The 20115-nt window shown below is 36.7% G+C and carries 15 protein-coding genes; 5 read left to right on the forward strand and 10 right to left on the reverse strand.

Annotation, left to right across the window (positions count from 1 at the left end):
- Positions 1-2: 2 nt before the first annotated feature.
- The 7 genes from C4F49_RS09465 to C4F49_RS09495 all read right to left on the reverse strand — a co-directional run bounded on the left by C4F49_RS09465 (position 3) and on the right by C4F49_RS09495 (position 11287).
- Positions 3-3203, reverse strand: a complete 3201-nt coding sequence (locus tag C4F49_RS09465) for a SusC/RagA family TonB-linked outer membrane protein (protein ID WP_196935619.1) — start codon at positions 3201-3203, stop codon at positions 3-5.
- Positions 3204-3817: 614 nt separating this feature from the next.
- Positions 3818-4339, reverse strand: a complete 522-nt coding sequence (locus C4F49_RS09470; RefSeq protein ID WP_231388257.1) for a hypothetical protein — start codon at positions 4337-4339, stop codon at positions 3818-3820.
- 11 nt (positions 4340-4350) lie between these two features.
- Entirely contained in the window at positions 4351-5559 is a 1209-nt protein-coding gene (locus C4F49_RS09475) for a C10 family peptidase (protein ID WP_196935621.1), read from the reverse strand.
- A 38-nt stretch (positions 5560-5597) separates the two neighbouring features.
- Positions 5598-6572 carry a DUF1735 domain-containing protein gene (locus C4F49_RS09480; protein WP_196935622.1) on the reverse strand — a complete coding sequence of 325 codons (975 nt, stop codon included), beginning with the start codon at positions 6570-6572 and terminating at the stop codon, positions 5598-5600.
- Positions 6573-6585: 13 nt separating this feature from the next.
- A complete protein-coding gene (locus tag C4F49_RS09485) occupies positions 6586-8139 on the reverse strand; it encodes a SusD/RagB family nutrient-binding outer membrane lipoprotein (protein WP_196935623.1) in 1554 nt (517 codons plus the stop codon).
- Between the two features lie 9 nt (positions 8140-8148).
- Positions 8149-9240, reverse strand: coding sequence for a TonB-dependent receptor (locus C4F49_RS09490; protein WP_196935624.1), 1092 nt, complete (start codon positions 9238-9240; stop codon positions 8149-8151).
- Positions 9215-11287: a SusC/RagA family TonB-linked outer membrane protein gene (locus tag C4F49_RS09495; protein ID WP_196935625.1), complete on the reverse strand. Its 2073-nt coding sequence runs from the start codon at positions 11285-11287 to the stop codon at positions 9215-9217. Before C4F49_RS09495 ends, C4F49_RS09490 begins: the two co-directional genes overlap by 26 nt.
- A gap of 385 nt (positions 11288-11672) precedes the next feature.
- On the opposite strand from C4F49_RS09495, the gene trmD reads away from it, so the two are divergent.
- The 5 genes from trmD to dusB all read left to right on the forward strand — a co-directional run bounded on the left by trmD (position 11673) and on the right by dusB (position 16781).
- Entirely contained in the window at positions 11673-12350 is a 678-nt protein-coding gene (trmD, locus tag C4F49_RS09500) for a tRNA (guanosine(37)-N1)-methyltransferase TrmD (RefSeq protein ID WP_196935626.1), read from the forward strand.
- A gap of 255 nt (positions 12351-12605) precedes the next feature.
- Positions 12606-14009, forward strand: a complete 1404-nt coding sequence (locus C4F49_RS09505) for an anthranilate synthase component I family protein (RefSeq protein WP_196935627.1) — start codon at positions 12606-12608, stop codon at positions 14007-14009.
- 236 nt (positions 14010-14245) lie between these two features.
- Positions 14246-14824, forward strand: coding sequence for an anthranilate synthase component II (locus tag C4F49_RS09510; RefSeq protein ID WP_196937241.1), 579 nt, complete (start codon positions 14246-14248; stop codon positions 14822-14824).
- 51 nt (positions 14825-14875) lie between these two features.
- Positions 14876-15661, forward strand: coding sequence for an indole-3-glycerol phosphate synthase TrpC (gene trpC / locus C4F49_RS09515; RefSeq protein WP_196935628.1), 786 nt, complete (start codon positions 14876-14878; stop codon positions 15659-15661).
- A 124-nt stretch (positions 15662-15785) separates the two neighbouring features.
- Positions 15786-16781 (forward strand): tRNA dihydrouridine synthase DusB, encoded by a 996-nt coding sequence (gene dusB, locus C4F49_RS09520; RefSeq protein WP_196935629.1) that lies wholly within the window; start codon positions 15786-15788, stop codon positions 16779-16781.
- Here the strand turns inward: dusB and C4F49_RS09525 are convergent.
- From C4F49_RS09525 to C4F49_RS09535, 3 genes are read right to left on the reverse strand one after another with little or no spacing between them, the layout of a single operon-like run.
- Entirely contained in the window at positions 16778-18280 is a 1503-nt protein-coding gene (locus C4F49_RS09525; protein ID WP_196935630.1) for an MATE family efflux transporter, read from the reverse strand. The two genes, dusB and C4F49_RS09525, sit on opposite strands and share 4 nt — an antisense overlap.
- Before the next feature lie 6 nt (positions 18281-18286).
- Entirely contained in the window at positions 18287-18565 is a 279-nt protein-coding gene (locus C4F49_RS09530) for an acylphosphatase (RefSeq protein ID WP_196935631.1), read from the reverse strand.
- Positions 18566-18600: 35 nt separating this feature from the next.
- A complete protein-coding gene (locus C4F49_RS09535) occupies positions 18601-19773 on the reverse strand; it encodes an amidohydrolase family protein (RefSeq protein WP_196935632.1) in 1173 nt (390 codons plus the stop codon).
- Between the last annotated feature and the right edge of the window lie 342 nt (positions 19774-20115).

Here is a 20115-nt window from a genome sequence, read left to right on the forward strand (position 1 = left end):
TATTAGAATTTAACGTTAACACCTAAACCGTAACTCGATGTTCCAGGAAGTGAGAATCGCTCAAATGCACCTGACATATTTGTATTACCTTGAGAAACTTCAGGATCGAAACCTTTTAGCTCTGACCATAGAATTATATTTCTTGCGAAAGCATTAACATCAATTTTGAATTTTGAACCAGAATATACTGGATAACCTACAGCGACTTCTCTTAATTTTACAAATGATGTTCCGAAAATAGATGACTCTGAAACTGTGTTTTTCGCATCGAAATAATCAAAAGCATTTGCAGGGTCAATGTAAATATCGTTATCCGCATACACACCAGGACTAACTTCTTTTACAGCTGGAAGTTCGAACAAAAATGCTTCTCCACTTCTAAAATCAGCACTTTTCTGAGTTACTCCATAAAAATCAAGGATACCTCCAGTACCGTGGTACATTTGACCTCCTTGTTTCCAATCCAATACAGCTGAAAGTCTTACTTTTTTGTATTCTAACTGGGTATTAAAGCCAAGCAGGAAATCAGGAGCTACAGATCCGATTACTTTTTCTTCACCTGCTTGTGGTAGACCATCTTCATTGACAACAATTTGTCCCGCATCATTTCTTAAGTAGGATACCCCATAGATAACTGGGAATTTTTCGCCAATACCAGCTCTAACCTGTGGCTCAACGAAACCGCCCAAGAATATACTTTCTACACCTTCAGCAAGTTCGTCTACGTAATTATCAATTTTAGTGAAGTTAAATCCGAAATCCCATTTAAAGTTGTCTCCTCGGTATGGAGAAACATTCAACGTGAATTCATGTGCATTTGTATGAATTCTACCGCCGTTGGTAACAAGCCCCGAATAACCGGATGAACCTCCCAAAGGAACTTCAAAAATCTGATCAACTACATCTTGACGTGAGAATGTATAACTAAAATCAACTAATCCTCTGTAAAAAGTCAAATCAGTACCAAGTTCATATGACCTAGTATTTTGAGGCCTTAAATTTGGATCGTACAATACTGGATCTGGAGAAAATGCAACCGTTGAACCAATTGGGTAAATAATTGGTGTACCGCTAGAGAATCCGCCTCCGTATGTTGGTGTAGAATAATAAGATTCATAATAATTACCCGCCTGTCCAACTTCTGCAAAAGATGCTCTAATCTTTCCAAAGGATAATACATTGCTTTTCAATGCATCAATTTCAGTAAATGCGAATGCCGCAGAAACTGATGGATAGAAGAATGAGCGATTATTTCTTGGCATTGATGATACAATGTCATTTCTTCCGGTTGCGTTTAAAAACAACATGTTTTTATAGGACAAAGCAATATTACCGAAAGTTCCGAAAGTTCTTGTGTTTCTTAAATCTTGACTAGCTGTATAGGTAGAAGCATTGTTCATGTTATTCCAACCCGAGAAATTGAAGTTAGCTCCATAAGCATAATCCTGTCTGCGAGTTCTGTTAACAATCTCATTACCCACTAAGGCATCTAAATTTAAATCATCATTAATTTTCCAGTTATAAGTTGCAGTCGCAAGCGAATTCAACTCAGTAACCGAAAAATGAAAATTTTCTACTGTACCTCTTTGGTTCGCATGTCCATAGCCAAAAAGATCTGTAAAATTAGAGGTATACGAATCTACACCCAACTGGTACTTTAAAGTTAGCTTTTGATCCTCTCCGAAATTGGTAGCATATTGTGCATAACTATTACCGAAGAAGCGCTGAGTAGCTTCCGTAAATTTGTTGTTATCGATTGCCCAATACACACCATCAAAACCACCTGTTGTTCTGTACGTATTTTGAGTATATGGATCATTTTCAACATGTGAAGGAATTCCTGCTAAATCGTACGATGCAGGCGCACCGTATAATGTTGCGATAATACCATTATTCGCTCCCGATTGTTTAGAAATTTTAGAATTTACATAATTACCAGTAAAGCCTGTTTTCCATTTTTCCGACAAGTTGATTTCTGCTGCTAATTTAGCATTGTATCGATCTAAACCTGTAGAAGGGATAATTCCATTTGAATTGGTAGAACCCAATGATAACGCATAACTTCCAATATCAAATCCCTGAATAACTCCCAATGAATTATTATAGGTTGTCCCAATATCAAAGAAATCTTTTGCATTGTTATATGCCTGAGGTTTCGCCCAAGGATCCAAACCAGCTAAAGCTCTTTGCTGTACATAATATTTTCCTTTTGTATCAATTCCCTGTGCATTTGCTGCATTCGAATAGCTGTTCGCAACATCACCTCCATAGGTTGGATCGCTTGACAAATCATCGATTCTTGGCCCCCAAGACAAAGATGATATATATCCATTTTGAGCTCCATATGAACCGTTCGCGCCTTGCGCATAGGTAGTCTGAAAATCCGGAAGTACAGAAACATTATCAAAAGATACATTTGTATTGTATGATATTTGAGCTTTTCCTGCACCTAATCCTTTACCACTTTTCGTTGTGATTAAAATTACTCCATTTGAAGCGCGCATACCATAAAGTGCAGAAGCTGCTTGACCTTTTAATATGTTAATACTTTCAATATCGTTAGGGTCTATATCTAAACCTCTTGACGAATAATCCGAACCCGTTACAGAGTTTCCAGTAGAAACATCAGATGTAGATGAAATCGGCAATCCATCGACAACATACAATGGGGTATTGTCGCCAGTAAATGACCTAGATCCTCTAATCGTAATCTTAGCTGATGCACCAGGCATACCTGATGAAGGGGTAACTTCTACTCCAGAAACCTTACCTTGAATTGCGGTAGCTAAATTGCTGTTTGCAGCTTGCGTAAGTTGTTCCGAGTTTAATTCTTGAGTTGCATAACTTAAGGCGCGTTTCTCTCGAGAAACACCCATCGCCGTGACTACAACTTCTTCTACAGAGTTATCCTCAGGCTGTAGTTGTACGTTAATGGCGGTTTGATTTCCAATGGAGACTCGCTGCGGAGTATAACCAATGTAAGAAAATAACAAAGTTGAGTTGGCGGGTACGTTCAAGGAAAAATTTCCAGATGCATCAGTTTGAGTTGCCGTAGTTGTTCCAGCAACTGCCACTGACGCCCCGCTAATAAAAGACCCATCTGAAGCAGACGTCACTTTTCCACTCACTTGACGATTTTGCGCGTATGACACTCCAACAAAGAGTGTACAAAGCAAAAAAATGCTGAGTAATTTTTGTTTCATTTTTAATTATTTGTTTAGTTAATTGAATGAAAAAACTTTGGCTGATTTTTCATTCATTAGACCAATTTTCGATAAAAAAATTATCAAAATCAAAATTTTGTTAAATATTTGTTAAAAAACAAACTTAAAAAGGAATTGAATTACCCATTACTTAAAAATAAATTCTTTTAAGAATTTATTTTAATCCACTTAAAAACAATAGTTTAAACAAATTTTTCATTACATAATTGACAAGAAACAGATTAATTAACCCTAGGAATTGAAATAATTAAGTTTAAGTACTAACCCAATCCCAACTAATTCTTTTGTAACAGAATGTAGAATCAACTAGAAGACCCTATTTATAAAATAAATCACCCTAAGTAGAAGATATTTATTTAGAGCAAAAAAAAACGTGAGCGCCGTTAGACGTTCACGTTTGTTAGATTTTAATAGTATTCCTTACCTCACATCCCAAAACACTTTACTGTCTACCGCATCTCCACCAGTAATTTTAGTAGCGGCAGCTTCAACATTTGTAAGATTTAGATTATACTCTCCGTTAGTATATGGATATGTAGTAGGCATTGGATTTTGAGCATTATATGCTTTATAAAATCTTAAATCTTAACTGATTACCGCTGAACAACAAATCCATCCATTCCCTTTAAACCATTAATATTATTTTTAACATCATAAACTAAAAAACCATTGTACCATGCCTTCGTTATTAAAAGGTAAGTTGATGACTTTTCCCATTCCAATTTTACTTTGTCAATTATAGTATCATTTATCTCAATTATTGTATTTGATACCCCAGTTTCTACACCATCCTTAATTTCAACCAGATCTTCCTTCGCGCCAATGTTAAAAAGTACTTCCAATCTGCAAGGGTTATCCTCTACAACTAAAAATCCATTCGGGATTTTACTCCACACATTATTTACTAATGTTTTTTCACCATGTAGAATATAGAACAGTTTTATTCTATTTCGATCATACCTTTTAATTGTAGCATCACTTAGAAGATTATCCCCATCTTTATTCAAATACACAATATTTAAAATAGATTGAAGATTCATATTAGAATTCATTGAATTGTTTTGACCAAATGAGCTGTCACAATAAAGTAAAAGTAAAAGTAAAAAAAATTTCATTTCGATAATTTTTAGTGATAAATATTACTTATCATATATACATTATCATTAAATTTTCCATTGCTTGTATTAAATTGATATGATCTATAGTATCCATTATACAACTCGCTTCCCCAGCCCCAATTCATGTAAAAGTAATAATAGCCATAAGTGTATGTTTCATATTCATATATCGTATTTGGATTATGAATTAAAGTATAAACGTCACGTTTGTAACCATCACAAACCCAAGCATGTCCTGCACCGATGCTCGAATCTGTCCCAAATAACATAACAGGTTTTTTATTGTTTAATTGTTGAGCAACTGTGTTTTCATTATACGTAGAAAGTGACGATGATGTGTAACCTAAAGTTACAAAAGCATTTCGTGCACTCGACGAAGTAGCACCAGAACCAGAACAGCTGTAAGACATGTCAACCATCTCTGCAATTGTATACAATAGATTAGGTATCGCTCCGCCACCTCCAGTACTTGGCATATTATTCCAATCAAAAGTGCTGGGATATCTCCAGTAATTTATAATTTGTCCTATAGCAGTCGCGACACAACCAATTGGAGGCTTTCCGTTGGAATATAAAACACATCCGTAATTTCCAGGTATGGCATCATTATATCCTACACCCTGACCCCAAGAAGTGGTTAGATATGGCCCCTGTAATTCATGGATAGTAGGCCCTACTACAATAATTTCTTCATCATTCGGCGGCGCTGAAAATGTCGTTATATTATCCCATTCTTTAATTGTAGTAGAATCTGGCTCGACATCCATTTCTATATAGTAGTTAATTTTATCAGAAATTCCATCGATCCAATCTTTGACGCCATACATTGCATTTTTTAAATCAAAATATCCTGTTTCTGAATATGCCAAAATTGGTTCAATTTTATTAGTGGCAGAAACTATAACAAAACCAGATGGATTCAGATTTATTACGTAAAACAAATTTCTATTTGATGTTACGTTGTTAGCAATTTCAGTGTTTTTGATGTTTTCATTCGTTGATATTACTGCTGAAGCTTCTTTATTTAGGACATTTTCAAAAACACGGTCGGAATAGCTAATCGCTAATTCTTTAGCTGTTTCTAAAGATATACTTTCTTCCTGATCAACGACTTTTGTTTCCTCTTGTAAAAATTCTGATTTTTTTTTACAAGAGAATAATATTGCCAAAATAAGTATGGACAATAAAATTTTATTTTTTGAATGATTCGATTTCATAAGGCGAATATTTATGTAATTGTTTTAGACCTGTTTTTTTAGCGAACATCAATAAAAGTATAGGTATCATCCATGTAGGACCTTATACTAGGTGCTGCTGGAATTACACTTGGCTGGATCATAAAATATTTGACTTTTAGAGTTTTCGTCGCTGGATCGTATTGATTAACACCTGAAGGATCTATCTCGGCTCTGCGAGTATTAGTAGCGCTAGGATAAAAATTGGCGACAGACAGAACCTTGTAAGTATTTAAATCGATTTCGAAAACCGGGGAGAATTCTCCATAAACAGACCAACTTGATCCACTCGAAATCGGATAGTTATATCCTGAGTACTCTACATCATACACAACAACCTTATTTACTCCGACTGTTCTAAGCTCTACCTCCCAATCATCATAATTATTAGATATGTGTTTGAGCGTGGTATTTGAAACATCGGTCATTGTTCCAGCTATATGATATAATCCGTCAAATATATTTTTAGGTGAGATTCCTACAACAATTTTCCCAAAGTTTCCTGATATAGCTCCAATAGATGACGAAACTATAGAGAACCCCAAAGCGTAATCATGATCATAATCGAATTGGTCAGTAAATAATTCAATAGTAAACAATCCAATTCTTTCACCTTTCTTGATAACGACGTCGAATGTGGGGATATCATAAACTGAAGCGTCGAGAGGCGCTAATTCTCTGTCGTTGTCTTCATTTACGATATCTATTAGCGAATTATCTATCGCTAAAGTTAGGTGAATATCCTCCGGTGCTACCTCAGAACCTGCATAATTCAATTCCAAAACCATCGTTTCTGACGGCGACGTATCAAAAGACAATAGATATAGAGGAATTCTCGATGTTGTACTTGATGATATAATTGCAGGGTTTTTAAACTCAATGATATTTGTGATAGCTCCTGGAGCATCTGGACCAATTAACACATCATCTTTCAAGCAAGAGCTAAAAAGAATAGGTATCAGTAACAATATGTTATATATAAATTTCGTTTTCATAATTTATTAAATTTTATCTAGCCCAAAATATTTTCGAAGAATACTTGTCAACACTTGGTACGTTTAATGGATTATATGCAAATTCTGATGCAGGATATAATATTCGCGTCGGAAGCCTATCTGTTGCAGTTGATTCAGAAACCAAAGAAACAAATGTCAAATTTCTGTTTGCTTCTGTAACAGCGGCTGAACTTATTGGGTATCCAGTTCTTCTATATTCGTTCCAAGATTCATGACCAAACAACATATTAAATGCAATATATTTTTGAGTAATAATTGCTTCTAATTTTTGAGCATTAGTCGTTGCCAAATCGAAATTTACTAAATAATTTGATGAATTGGCAGTTTTGTATGAAGTGAAAAATGTTTCTTTGTTAGCACTAGTAGACGTGGCATCAGACTCATTCCGATTAAGGTATACATAAGATTCTTTAATTCCTGAATCGAATAATGTTTTAATATCTGCCGAAATTATACCATCTAATACTGCCTCAGCCTGGAGAAAGAAACTTTCAGACAACAAAAAAATCGGCTGACCAGCAGCGGGCCCTTTTAAAACACCAACTTGTGAGTAGGTAGTAACATTCGATCCCACGAACCAACAACTTGGACTTAAGCCCTGAGCCGCATCGTCTTGTTGATACCCCAACTGATTAGTACCAGTAGAAGTTCCCGACTTGAAAAACAGCACAGCTCTCGCATTATCACTTAGCTTAGATCCGTTAAAAAAAGCCATTATGTACGGTGTCGGAACTACTTGATTAGCCCCAGCAGCGACATTGCCTGCGTAGTCATAAGCCCATCTATTCCAAGTTGGATTTTGCTTTCCGTCAGCTCTAGTATATCCCGGATTTACAATAACATCTTCTGTAATAAAACCGACACTGTTCATTGATGTTGTAGTGAAATCCACTTTATCTTTAGCCTTGATGATCAATTTTAACTTGAGGGTATTTGCCAACTTAGCCCATTTTGTTGGATCTCCGTGAAACAAGAAATCTGAGATTTGGAACGAACCAGACATTTCATTATCTAAAAAATACAAAATAGCTTCATCTAATTCGTCTCCCAAATCTTTATAAATATCTTCCGCATTATCATAAGCTGGCGTGAGGTTTTCAAGGCCTTGCAAAGCTTCCGAATAAGGAACATTGTTATATGTGTCTACTAAATTTATAAAATTGTAAACTTTAAATATTTCGCATGCATATCGATAATCTTGCCTAGAAGGGTCATCTATTGTCGTGTTAATGACGTATTGTAAATCTTCCAAAGTATTATAGGTATCTTGAAATAATTCGTCAAAGTCAGAAGTTGTATAGTTGTATGAAATAAATGACCCCCAGCCGCTTACCCCACCTCCATTAGCTATATAACCAACGGTTCTACCCCCGTAATTGCTATAAGCTGGAACCCGCGCTGCTGTTGACACTAACGCCTGAGGAAATACTAACTCTGGGGTTGATTCCGTAGGCTCGTTTGGATTCTCGTTGATATCCAAAATACTACTACATGAATAAGTAAAAAGCATTAAAGGCAACAGAAATATGGAATTTATATTTTTCATGATATTATTTTAAAAAGTTAAACCAATTGAAAATCCGTAGTATCTTGAGGGTGGTGTTTGACTTAAACTTGTCAAACCAATTGCATTTCCATTAGATAATGAGTTTGCTGCTGAATACTCCGGATCTGTATAAACGTTTGATGCTGGTGTCCACAAAAATAAGTTTCTACCTTGTAAACTGACTTTTGCAGCTTTAATAACTTTCTGGCTTTTTAAAAAGGATGCAGGAACTCGGTATGTAAGTGACATCTCTCTAATTTTCCAAAATGCTGCAGAGGTCACATAGTTTTCGGCTATATCTGTTCTAGGATCTCCCATAGTCCAGTAACCTGCTCCCCCATCTCTAACCGTAACATTGGTGTTTTCAACGTAAGATTGAGATGCCTCATCCCAATAAACAGAATTAGGAATTACAAACCTATCTCGATTATAGGCCACTGTATTGACACCTGCTCCTGTAAAATCAAAAGTTGTTCCACCAGCATTATAAATTTCATTACCTGTTCTGTATTCAGCTAATGTGTGGAAGGACAAATCTTTCCAACGGATATCTAATGTTAAGCCTAATATGTGATTTGGCGCAGCATCTCCTAACACCTGGAGCGTCCCGTCCGAAGTTGGATATCCAGTTATTGCATCTACAATTATACGCCCCTGAGGATCCCTAGAATATGCAGTTCCCATAATAACAGGAAAATTTTCGCCCGCTACGGCATAAGATCCTGTTAAATCGCTAAATCCACCCAAACTTAAAACCTCCAAATTATCTGATATTTCTACAACCTTATTTTCCATGTATGCGTAATTCCCTCCTAATGTAACATCCCAGCTGTTCGATCTATAGGGCGTTACTGCCAATTTAGATTCGATTCCGTACCCAGAGGTAATTCCTGCGTTAGTCAAATACCCACTAAATCCAGTTGTCGTTGAAACCCCGGTTAAAACTGTATTATCTACTGTCTTATTATTGTAATATGTAAAATCAGCACTAATTCTATTATTAAGCCAAGAAGATTCAAAACCGACTTCAAACGAAGTCGTTATTTCTGGTTTTAATCCCTCTTGCACTAAATCGTTACCAACTGTGACCACCAATACCATCATAAGGATATCCTGAACCTTGCGAAAAAGTTGGCTCTAAATAATATGCTCCAAAATCGGTTGCATTACCTAAGTTAACTTGCCCAACTCTAGACCAACCTGTTCTTAATTTTAGAAAATCCAAAGCGTTGACGTTTTTCAAGGCAGCAAATGCATCTGTTGGGACAAATGATAACGAGGCAGATGGATAAAAATATGATCTATTTCCAGGGTCTAGAATACTAGTCCAGTCATTTCTTCCTGTAAGGGAAAGAAATAAAAAGTTTTTGTAAGCTAGATCAATTTTCCCTGCCAAACCAATCGTTCGCGCCAAATATCGCGGACCTTCAACTTCTGCGTTATTTAAACTATTATCTAAATTATATAAGTCTGGTACCGCCAGGCCCTCTACCGCCGCGTTGACCATCGAATACTGATTTTGGATATACTGGCCTATTGCGGTGTAATCGAATTTAATTTCATAATTTGTGTGTGTTGCATGCGCAATAAAATCAGTGACCAACTTAGTATTATACGAAAATTCGTCTTCTACAGATCCTAATAAATCCTCGTCTTTATAACTTGATGGCAATGTCTTAGAATAATCTGAGTACAAGTAAACCCCACTAGTCAACTTTCTATTCTGATAAGAGGACGTATACCCGATCCTTCCCAAAACATCCAACCAATTTGTTGGATTATATTTTAGTTCAATATTCCCTAGGAGATAATTATTTTTAGTCAGGTTTCTATTGTTTGCTGCAACAAAGTATGGATTGTTATAATACATGTTAAAATACCCATCTGGTGTTGCAAATGGATTGTTTATAAAGTCTTCATAATCCGTTAATGGGATCTGCCCTGGGGTATTTAAAACATATTCGTACACCAAGTCAGCTTCTGAGGTAATGTCATAGTTATTTTGAGCTACATATGCAGAGTAAGTAGATGTTAGTTTGTCTGTAATGTTGTTTACTCCACTTACTCTCGCAGTCGCTCTATTGTATTTATCAAAGGGAACAGTTCCGGTAGCCTGCAGATATTGTCCAGCAAGGTGAAAGCTACTCTTTTCAGATCTACTAGAAAGAGATAGGCTTGTTTGATTATTATAACCCAGTTCCCAAAAGTCGTCCTTTCCACTACTATATACATAAGGGACAGTCTGAATACTTCCGTCCTCCAGTGGGCTTCCGATTTCGACTATTGAGCCGTCAAACGCGGGTCCATATTGTTGGTTTTCATACGGAACGTAAACTGGAAAATCTGCCGCTGATCCCGAACCAAAAAGCGTTTGAACTTGCGGAAGAAAACTTACTTCTTCGAAAATCGACGAGTTTTCCAAATTTATTTCAAAACCTTCAGAAGACTTACCCTTCTTAGTAGTTATAATTAATGCCCCGTTGGAAGCTGCTGAACCGTACAAGGCAGCTGCGCCTGAGCCATTTAAAACTGTGATATCAACTATATCGTCTGGATTTAAATTTCCCAATATCGAGGAAGGAGCAATAACATTATCTACAACGATTAAAGCTTCATTGTTACCTGTCAATGAACGCATCCCCCTAAGTACTACCCGATAATTTGGATTAACTCCGGAGCTTACTCCCTGAACCACCAAGCCAGGAACTTTACCCGTTAATCCTGTTACGACATTCATTGGCTTTGCTTGCAAAATATCATCGCTTTTGACTGTAGTTTGAGCATTACCTATTGCTTTTCTTTGAGCCGTCAAACCGGCCCCCGTCACAACAACTTCTTCGAGACTATTCTCTACAACCGACAACCTAATTTCTGCAAAATTCCTGCTACCTACGGCAAATGTTTGAGTTAGATATCCAATGTATCTGATTTCTAAATGCGTTGAGGTGCTGGGAAAGGTTATAGAAAAATCTCCGTTAGCATCTGTTTGTGTGCCCTGATTCGTTCCTTGAATCAAGACGGATGCCCCTGCGATAGGCTCACCGGTAGTTGCAGAGGTAACTTTTCCCCGGATCTGTTTGGTTTGTGCATAAGATGCCCCAATCAGTAGCATACAGAGCACAAAGACACTGAGTAGTTTTTGTTTCATATTGGTACATGTCTAATTAGTTAATAGATAAGCTGAATTAGTAGGTAAATAATTAGCTTTTAACTCAGCAATACCACAAATATATTATCGAAAACAAAAAAACTAAAGAAGCACTGCTTTAAATTGACAATTAAAACTAAAACCACAAATTAACGCATCCAGATAAAGATTTTAGGACACAAAGACAAGCATATCGTAACAAAACAATTCTATAAAATATACGATATTTGAATAACCATAAAGATATATAAGTAAAATAAAGCTAAAAATGCATAATTTTACTTTCTTAATAGTTAACAAAAAATTTGTTGTATTTTAATATTAATAAACTAAATGAAAACGTGGCCAATCTAAAATTGAAATATTTTATTCCTTACCTTTGAACATGAGATTTGATATTATCACTGTTTTGCCCGCTTTGTTAGAAAGTCCTTTCGCGCACTCAATCCTTCAACGTGCGCAACACAAAAACTTAGTTGAAATTCATGTGCACAACCTTCGGGATTACGCGAAGAACAAACAAAAAAGCGTGGATGATTATCCTTACGGGGGCGGATCGGGAATGGTGATGCAAATCGAGCCTTTTGCTTTATGCATTGAGAAGCTTTTAAGCGAACGCGCTTATGATGAAATCATTTACATGACGCCTGATGGGGAAACTTTGAACCAGCAAATTGCCAATGGCTTATCCACAAAACAGAATCTAATAATTTTATGTGGTCATTATAAAGGAATTGACCAGCGAATCCGGGATATTTTTGTCACAAAAGAAATTTCTGTAGGCGATTATGTGCTGTCTGGCGGAGAACTTCCGGCAGCGATCGTGGTAGATGCCATTAGCAGATTGATTCCCGGCGTGTTATCTGACGAAACCTCGGCTTTATCTGATTCTTTTCAGGATGGGCTATTGGATGCTCCTATTTATACAAGGCCCGCAGACTGGCGAGGGCACAAAGTACCAGAAATTTTACTAAGCGGCCATGAGGCGAAAATAGCAGCATGGAGGGACCAACAGCAGCTTGAGCGAACACTAGCTAGAAGACCCGACTTATTAAACGATTGAAAAAACGGTTTTTCTTTAGACTTTTTGCAAAAATAAGTTTGAAGAAAGAAAATTAATCTTAGATTTGTATCCATATATGTTTACTAACAAATTACTTACAACTACAAACTGGTGGTGGCACAATTCAATTGCGTCAGCATCTGTTGTTGGTATGGTAGTAATTCAAGAATAATAATCAACCAAAATCCAATCAGAATCAGCCTGACGATCTAATCGTCGGGCTTTTTTATTATAATTGAAAATTATTTGACTTTTATGCGATTTAAATTTAAAACTACTCACAAAAAAATACTTGCGGACACGACAACGCCGGTTAGTATTTATTTGCGGTTAAGGGACACTTTTCCGAACAGCTTATTACTAGAAAGTTCAGAATATCAGAATCGTGATAACAACATCAGCTATATTTGCTGTCAAGATATCGCTAGTATTAAATTGCTCCAGAACGACCTGAAGATCCAATATCCAAATGAGGAAGTTATCCATAAAAATATGTTGGAAAATAATCTGAGGGAAGAAATCACAAGTTTTAGAAAATCATTTGAAAACGATGTTATCGATGAAGTATCCGTGATTTCAAATGGTCTTTTTGGGTATTTTACTTTTGAATCGATTGAACATTTTGAGGACATAAAACTGGTCACTAAAGCAGATTCATCACGAAATATCCCATTGCTTCAGTATGCGGTTTATAAATACGTAATCGCAATTGACCACTTCAGAAACCAACTGTATATTTTTGAAAATCTTCTTGAAAATGAAAAAAGCGAAATGGAGCGTTTGGAATTCTTGATCCAAAACAAAAATTTCCCAGAATATGATTTCAGAAGAGAAAGCGAAGAGACTTCTAACCGGACGGATGAAGGACATAGACAACTGGTTCTAAAAATGAAACAGCATATCCAACGAGGAGATGTCTTTCAAATCGTTCCATCAAGAGCGTTCAAAACAAAATTTTCAGGCGATGAATTCAATGTCTATCGGGCATTACGTTCAATTAATCCTTCGCCCTACCTATTTTATTTCGATTATGGGGACTTTAAACTATTCGGATCATCTCCGGAAGCACAATTGCGTATTCATAAAAATGAAGCAACCATTTATCCGATAGCGGGCACATTTAAACGTACTGGAAATATGGATGATGATCAGATCATAGCTGAAAAACTACGAAAAGATCCAAAAGAAACTTCCGAACACGTGATGCTGGTTGACTTAGCGCGGAATGATTTAAGCAGACATTGCACGGATGTCAAAGTTGTATCCTACATGGAACCTCAGTACTATTCCCATATTATCCATTTGGTTTCGAAAGTCACCGGAAAATTGAAAGAAGGTGCCAATCCTTTCGATATCGTGGGCGATACATTTCCTGCAGGAACACTTTCTGGCGCACCGAAACACATGGCGTTGACATTAATCGATCGGTATGAAGAACAGCAACGCTCATTTTATTCAGGAGCCTTAGGCTACATGGGATTCAATGGAGATTTTAACCATGCGATTATGATCCGCTCGTTTTTAAGCAAAGAAAACACCCTGCATTATCAAGCAGGCGGTGGGATCGTCCTTGATTCGGATCCAGAAATGGAATTACAAGAAGTAAATAATAAAATTGCCGCTTTGAGAAAAGCATTAGAACTTGCAGAAACCCTATGATACGCCCATTAGAATTTTGCGAAAAAATTTCGCACACACAGTCATCCATTGAAACAATAGAGGAGCGCATTGAAGAGCTTTTGCAGCTAAAGAATAGATACTTAGCTAAACAGCAAGCCATTATGGATCAAAATGAAGCTGAGTTAGGAACTGATGGTCTTGTATTTGACTATACAAGCCCCGCTCAGAATTCTGACGACAAAAATAATACCTCAGAAGAAACAACCACGAAAAACATGCATAACAAGAAAGTACTAGTAATAGATAATTATGATTCTTTTACGTATAATTTAGTTCATCTATTACAAGAGTTAAATGCTGATTATGAAGTTTGGAGGAACGACAAATTCGACTTGGAAGACGTAGATGCCTACCATAAAATCTTATTATCACCCGGCCCGGGAATACCGGAAGAAGCCGGATTATTAATGCCACTCATAAAACGATATTCGGATACGAAAAGCATTTTAGGAATTTGCTTGGGCCAACAAGCGATAGCGGAGGTATTTGGCGGTTCATTATTCAATATGGAGAAGCCATTGCACGGTGTGGCGACAGATATCGTCATCACGGACAATTCTGAAAAACTATTCCAGAACTTCCCAAAAGAATCTAAAATAGGCAGGTATCATTCTTGGGCTGTTGAAAAATCCACTTTGCCAGAAACTTTAAAAATAACAGCATTAGACGCAGATGGAACCATTATGGCTTTAAGCCATAAGACTTTGGATGTCAAAGGAATGCAATTCCATCCAGAATCGATATTGACAGAAAATGGAAAAATTTTAATTGAAAACTGGTTAAAAACTCCCTAATGCGGAGACTGACATTTTCAGAAACACTTATCAAATTCAGAAAAAATTAAAATGACTATTTTAGATAAAATCGTTGACCATAAAAAAACAGAAGTTGCTAAAGCAAAAGAGGAAGTTTCTTTGGAACAACTTTACGAATACCCTCTATTTCCAAGAGCATGCTACTCTTTAAAAGACAGCATGTTAGATCAAAATAAAACTGGAATCATCGCAGAATATAAACGCGCTTCTCCATCTAAAGGAATCATTAATGATAAGTCTTCTGTACCAGAAGTAGTAACTGCGTATGAACTTGCTGGAGCCTCAGCCGTTTCGGTTTTGACGGACAATGCATTTTTCAGCGGAACTTTGGCTGATTTATCTGAAGCCCGCGAAGCCCTTACCATTCCATTGCTGAGAAAGGAATTTATCATTGATAAATATCAAATTGCAGAAGCAAAGGCTTACGGAGCAGATATAATCTTATTGATTGCCGCTTGTCTTTATCCAGATGAAATCAAAGAATTTTCCGCTTATGCAAAGTCTTTAGGGCTGAATGTATTGTTGGAAGTGCATAATGAAGAAGAACTAAATCGAAGTATTTTTGACGACATCGATGCAATTGGAGTGAATAACAGAAACTTAAATGATTTTAGCGTTTCCTTAGCGCACTCTTATGACTTGGTCAATAAAATTCCAGCACAGTTTCTAAAAGTATCGGAAAGCGGAATTTCTGACCCAAAAACTATTTTACAGCTAAAAGAAGCAGGCTTTAATGGTTTTCTAATAGGTGAAAATTTTATGAAAACTGATAATCCAGGAAAATCAATTCAGGAATTTGTGAGTGAGCTTGGTTAGAAAGGGCTATGGAAGTGATTGAGCTGAGCAAATGAAGTGGTATTGGTTATGAAATGTTTTTCGAATGTAATGTACTAGTTAGCACATCATTCTTTTTTAATTTTTACTTTTCTATCTTTGCATCATGTCTGTAAAAATTGGTGAACATATTGATTTAGGGGAATTTCCGTTATTACTTGCTCCAATGGAGGATGTAAGCGACCCGCCTTTCCGTTTTGTGTGCAAAAAAAATGGGGTTGATATGATGTATACTGAGTTTATTTCGTCAGAAGGATTGATTCGCGACGCAGCAAAGTCGCGAAAAAAATTGGATATTTTTGAATACGAACGCCCGATTGGCATACAGATTTTTGGTTCAGAAATCGAATCTATGCGCGGAGCGACTGAAATCTCTTCACAAGCTGGCCCCGATTTAATTGACATCAATTATGGATGTCCTGTAAAAAATGTTGCTTGTCGTGGCGCAGGTGCGAGTTTATTGCAAGATATTGATAAAATGGTCGCAATGACCAAAGCGGTTATCGAATCAACCCATTTACCAGTCACTGTTAAAACACGCTTAGGCTGGGATGACAGCACAAAAAATGTGGATGAAGTTGCGGAGCGTTTGCAAGACATTGGCATTAAGGCACTATCTATCCACGGTCGTACACGTGCTCAAATGTATAAAGGCGAAGCGGATTGGACAATGATTCGCGATATTAAGAAAAATCCACGCATCCATATTCCTATTTTCGGCAATGGCGATGTCGATTCTGTAGACAAAGCTGCGGCATGGAGAAAAGAATACGCAGTAGATGGCATCATGATCGGACGCGCTTCCATCGGTTATCCTTGGATTTTCAGGGAAATCAAACATTTTTTTGCCACTGGCGAACGGTTAGAAGGGCCTACCATCGAAGAACGTGTAGAAGTTTGCAGAACGCACTTAACAAAGTCGATCGAATGGAAAGGCGATAAATTAGGGATTTTTGAGATGCGAAGACACTATTCGAATTACTTCAAAGGAATTCCGGATTTTAAAGAATACCGCATGAAATTGGTTACGCTTCAAACCATCGAAGAAATACAAGAAGTTCTGGAAGAAATAAAAGATAAATTTGAGCTAGAAACTGTCTAAATAGATTTCCTTCTTTTCAGAATAGGGAGAATCATCTTTCTTTCCGAATAAATCACTGCGCCAACAAAAGCAATAAGGACTAAATTGCAAAGCCAGAAATTGCTATTTAGAACACCGTAACAAACCCAGCTAAGAACAACTCCGATAAGCAAGTACGCTAGAATTTTAACCGTTTTATAAGGAATCGGATATTTCTTCTGTCCCCAGAAATAGGAAAGGCCGACCATTAAAATGTAGGCAACGGTGGTTGCAAATACAGCTCCGACATACGAATATTCTGGAATCAGATAATAGCATAAAACAATGGTAGAAACGGCTCCAACAGCTGAAATATAAAGCGCATACCTGGTTTGGTCAGACAGTTTGTACCAAATAGAAAGATTGGAATAAATCCCCAGCAGAACGAAGTTAAATAAGATGAAAGGAACAATAAATAATCCTGTCCAATACAATGGACTCTCATCACTTCCTACAAAATACTTCAGCCAATCTAGATTAGCTGAAATCGCAACCATGCCTATAACCATTGCAATCACAAAATACTCCATGATTCTAGCGTAGACACTTTTCGCATTTTCTTCCTTCGCGTATGAAAAGAAAAAAGGCTCGGCACCCAATCGAAAAGCCGTAATAAACAAATTCAAGAAGATAGCAATTTTACTGACGGCACCATAAACACCAAAATCCGTCTGGCCTTGTGTGCTAGGGTTGAGCTTTGTAAAGAACATTTTGTCATAATTTTCATTTATGATAAATGAAATATTCGCCAAAATAATCGGCCATGAATAATGCACCATTTGAGAAATCAGTTTTCTTTCAGGCTTAAATTTAAACGTGGATATCTCTGGCAATAGCATGATTAGCGTCACAGCGCTAGCAATCAAATTAGCAACAAAGATGTAGCCGATCCAGCCATTCTGATACCAGCTGAAAAAAGTTATTGTGGATGGAAAATACTCAATCAACATAGGTACACCCGCAATCAGCACAAGAGAAGTCGAAACGTAGGTAACAATATTAACTAGTTTAATAATGGCGTAGCGAAATGGCCTTCCATTTTCTCGGACTTTTGCAAACGGGATGATTGCGAGCGCATCAGCTGCCAAGATAAACGCAAAATACTTGACATACATTGCGTACTCATGCACATCCATTCCATCGCTCAACCAGCTGGCGATGGAATCAGTAAACGTTAACACCGTAATAAGAAAGATAATTGACGTAAAAAGAATAACAATAAAGCTGTTGTTAAATACTTTTTGCTTGTCTTGGGGTTCTACCTTATGGATGAATCGAAAATAGGTGGTCTCCATTCCAAACGCCAAAAGGGCATTGACGAATGAACTCCAAGCATACATTAGGGTGAATGTTCCAAAAATCGAAGGATTTGGAAACTGCCGAACAATAAATGGGGTTAACAGAAAATTAAGTACTCTAGAAATGATGGTACTTAATCCATAAATAACGGTATCGCTTATAAATTTTTTAACGCCCGACACGGTTACTTAGATTACTTTTTTGATGACTTCAAAGTTCTTAAAGCCTTTGAGTTCGGCTTCTTCTACTTCTACATGTTCTACTTCCGCTCGGTCTGACCCTTCATGACAGAATTCAAGAAGCGAATCGAGGGCGAATTGATCGCCCTCTGCTTCTACATATACTTTTCCGTCAGGCTTATTGGTCACAAAACCCTTTACGTCTAGCTGATCTGCTACTGCTTTTGTCGTAAATCTAAAATAGACTCCTTGAACGTTACCCGATATTAGAATGTTCCAATGTTTCATCTGCTACAAAAATAATAAACAAAATGGGATAAGTTCTATACTATTCGCTGAAGCTTCACATCAGGAGTTAATTGAAGATTTTTCATCCCTTTTAACAACACTAGACCTGGTTTTTTACCAACTTCAATAGACCCAAACTCTTTCTCTAAATTCAAAGCTTCAGCACCATTCAAAGTAGCCCATTTGATTGTTTGTTTGAAATCTAACTCTGGGAATTCTTTATGGATTGCTTTTAATTCTTCAAGAATATCTAATGTATTGTTTGATGCCAAACTATCAGTACCGATTACAATTCTGCGGTTATCTTGTGCGAAATTTTGAATTTTAGGTAATTTATTTTCTATAAACAAATTAGACTTAGGGCACATACAGATAATAATATCTCTATTCATGCGATCTACGAAGTCTAAATCCTTTAATGAAGTAAAAGTATTGTGAACCAAAATTAACTTATTGTTAATTGGGAGATAAGGAAGGTACGACTGGATTGAATTTCTCGCCTGAGCTTTGAAATCGTCCATTGAAATGCCCAATTTATCATAGAAATCAATAAATTCTCCGTTTTTATAACGGAACAATTTATTTTCTTCTTCACTTTCTTGATTATGAATACTAATGATATTGTCGTCAGAAACTGCGCGTTTGAATAGTTTGAACGTGTTTTTAGAACAGCTGTATGGCGCATGTGGCGTGATCGAAGAGTGAGCGTGGTCAAAATTAAATTCAACGTCTTTTGCTTCGTCGATTTTCTCCTGGCCATCTTCCGTTTTCAGCGCAATAATCTCCACGAAAGTGTGGTATTTGATTTTGCTGTTCTCTTTAATCGGAGCAGAAATCGCTGTATTCACATGGTCTCCAACAACTTGAATTCCATTTTCAAACATTTTCTTGTCTGCCTCAATCATCTTTTCGACGATTTTGCTTTCCTTAGATTCACGTTTTTCCATCACTTCTGACAGGAAACTTATCAATCCGTTGCCTTTATCAATCTTGCCTTCTAGGTGAGATAACTCAAGGTGACAGTGGGCATTAACAAAACCTGGGACCAAAACCCCATTTAGTTTTTTAATTTTTACTTTTTCAACCTCGGGGCTGTGACTATGGTAGACGCCTTGAACGACACCACTTTCATCGATTGCCACGACGCCTTGCTTCATCGCAGGAGCGTTTACTGGCAATATAAAATCTGCTGAGTAATACTTGATCATGTAATTAGTAAAAAGTTTAAGTTGTGCCTATTATCCTCGATGTTTTAAATCTAGTTTAATGGACATTTAACACAACTGAAACTGAAAATTCAGTTTGTTAGACACAAACTTAACAAGAATTATTGTATAATTTAAAAACTTATTTCAAATTTAAATTTAGTGATTATTATTTAATGATTATATTTGACCCATCAATGGGGGTGCCTTGTTTTTTTTAATAACACGAAAAAAGGCTGAGATTATACCCGGTATTACTCGTTAATACGCACCTGATCCAGATAATGCTGGCGGAGGGAAGGTTAGTTAAATTATTAAAAGTTGTTGTAACCCCTTGCAACAATA

Origin of the sequence: Sphingobacterium hungaricum (genome assembly GCF_015210005.1) — a bacterium.
GTDB lineage: Bacteria > Bacteroidota > Bacteroidia > Sphingobacteriales > Sphingobacteriaceae > Sphingobacterium > Sphingobacterium hungaricum.

Bases quoted from the DNA above. Each gene is read 5' to 3' on its own strand.
- C4F49_RS09475 (WP_196935621.1), bottom strand. From the start codon at position 5,559: ATGAAATCGAATCATTCAAAAAATAAAATTTTATTGTCCATACTTATT.
- C4F49_RS09530 (WP_196935631.1), bottom strand. From the start codon at position 18,565: ATGAAACATTGGAACATTCTAATATCGGGTAACGTTCAAGGAGTCTAT.
- C4F49_RS09490 (WP_196935624.1), bottom strand. From the start codon at position 9,240: ATGGTATTGGTGGTCACAGTTGGTAACGATTTAGTGCAAGAGGGATTA.
- trpC (WP_196935628.1), top strand. From the start codon at position 14,876: ATGACTATTTTAGATAAAATCGTTGACCATAAAAAAACAGAAGTTGCT.
- C4F49_RS09505 (WP_196935627.1), top strand. From the start codon at position 12,606: ATGCGATTTAAATTTAAAACTACTCACAAAAAAATACTTGCGGACACG.
- C4F49_RS09485 (WP_196935623.1), bottom strand. From the start codon at position 8,139: ATGAAAAATATAAATTCCATATTTCTGTTGCCTTTAATGCTTTTTACT.
- C4F49_RS09510 (WP_196937241.1), top strand. From the start codon at position 14,246: ATGCATAACAAGAAAGTACTAGTAATAGATAATTATGATTCTTTTACG.
- C4F49_RS09470 (WP_231388257.1), bottom strand. From the start codon at position 4,339: ATGAAATTTTTTTTACTTTTACTTTTACTTTATTGTGACAGCTCATTT.
- dusB (WP_196935629.1), top strand. From the start codon at position 15,786: ATGTCTGTAAAAATTGGTGAACATATTGATTTAGGGGAATTTCCGTTA.
- trmD (WP_196935626.1), top strand. From the start codon at position 11,673: ATGAGATTTGATATTATCACTGTTTTGCCCGCTTTGTTAGAAAGTCCT.
- C4F49_RS09495 (WP_196935625.1), bottom strand. From the start codon at position 11,287: ATGAAACAAAAACTACTCAGTGTCTTTGTGCTCTGTATGCTACTGATT.
- C4F49_RS09465 (WP_196935619.1), bottom strand. From the start codon at position 3,203: ATGAAACAAAAATTACTCAGCATTTTTTTGCTTTGTACACTCTTTGTT.
- C4F49_RS09535 (WP_196935632.1), bottom strand. From the start codon at position 19,773: ATGATCAAGTATTACTCAGCAGATTTTATATTGCCAGTAAACGCTCCT.
- C4F49_RS09480 (WP_196935622.1), bottom strand. From the start codon at position 6,572: ATGAAAACGAAATTTATATATAACATATTGTTACTGATACCTATTCTT.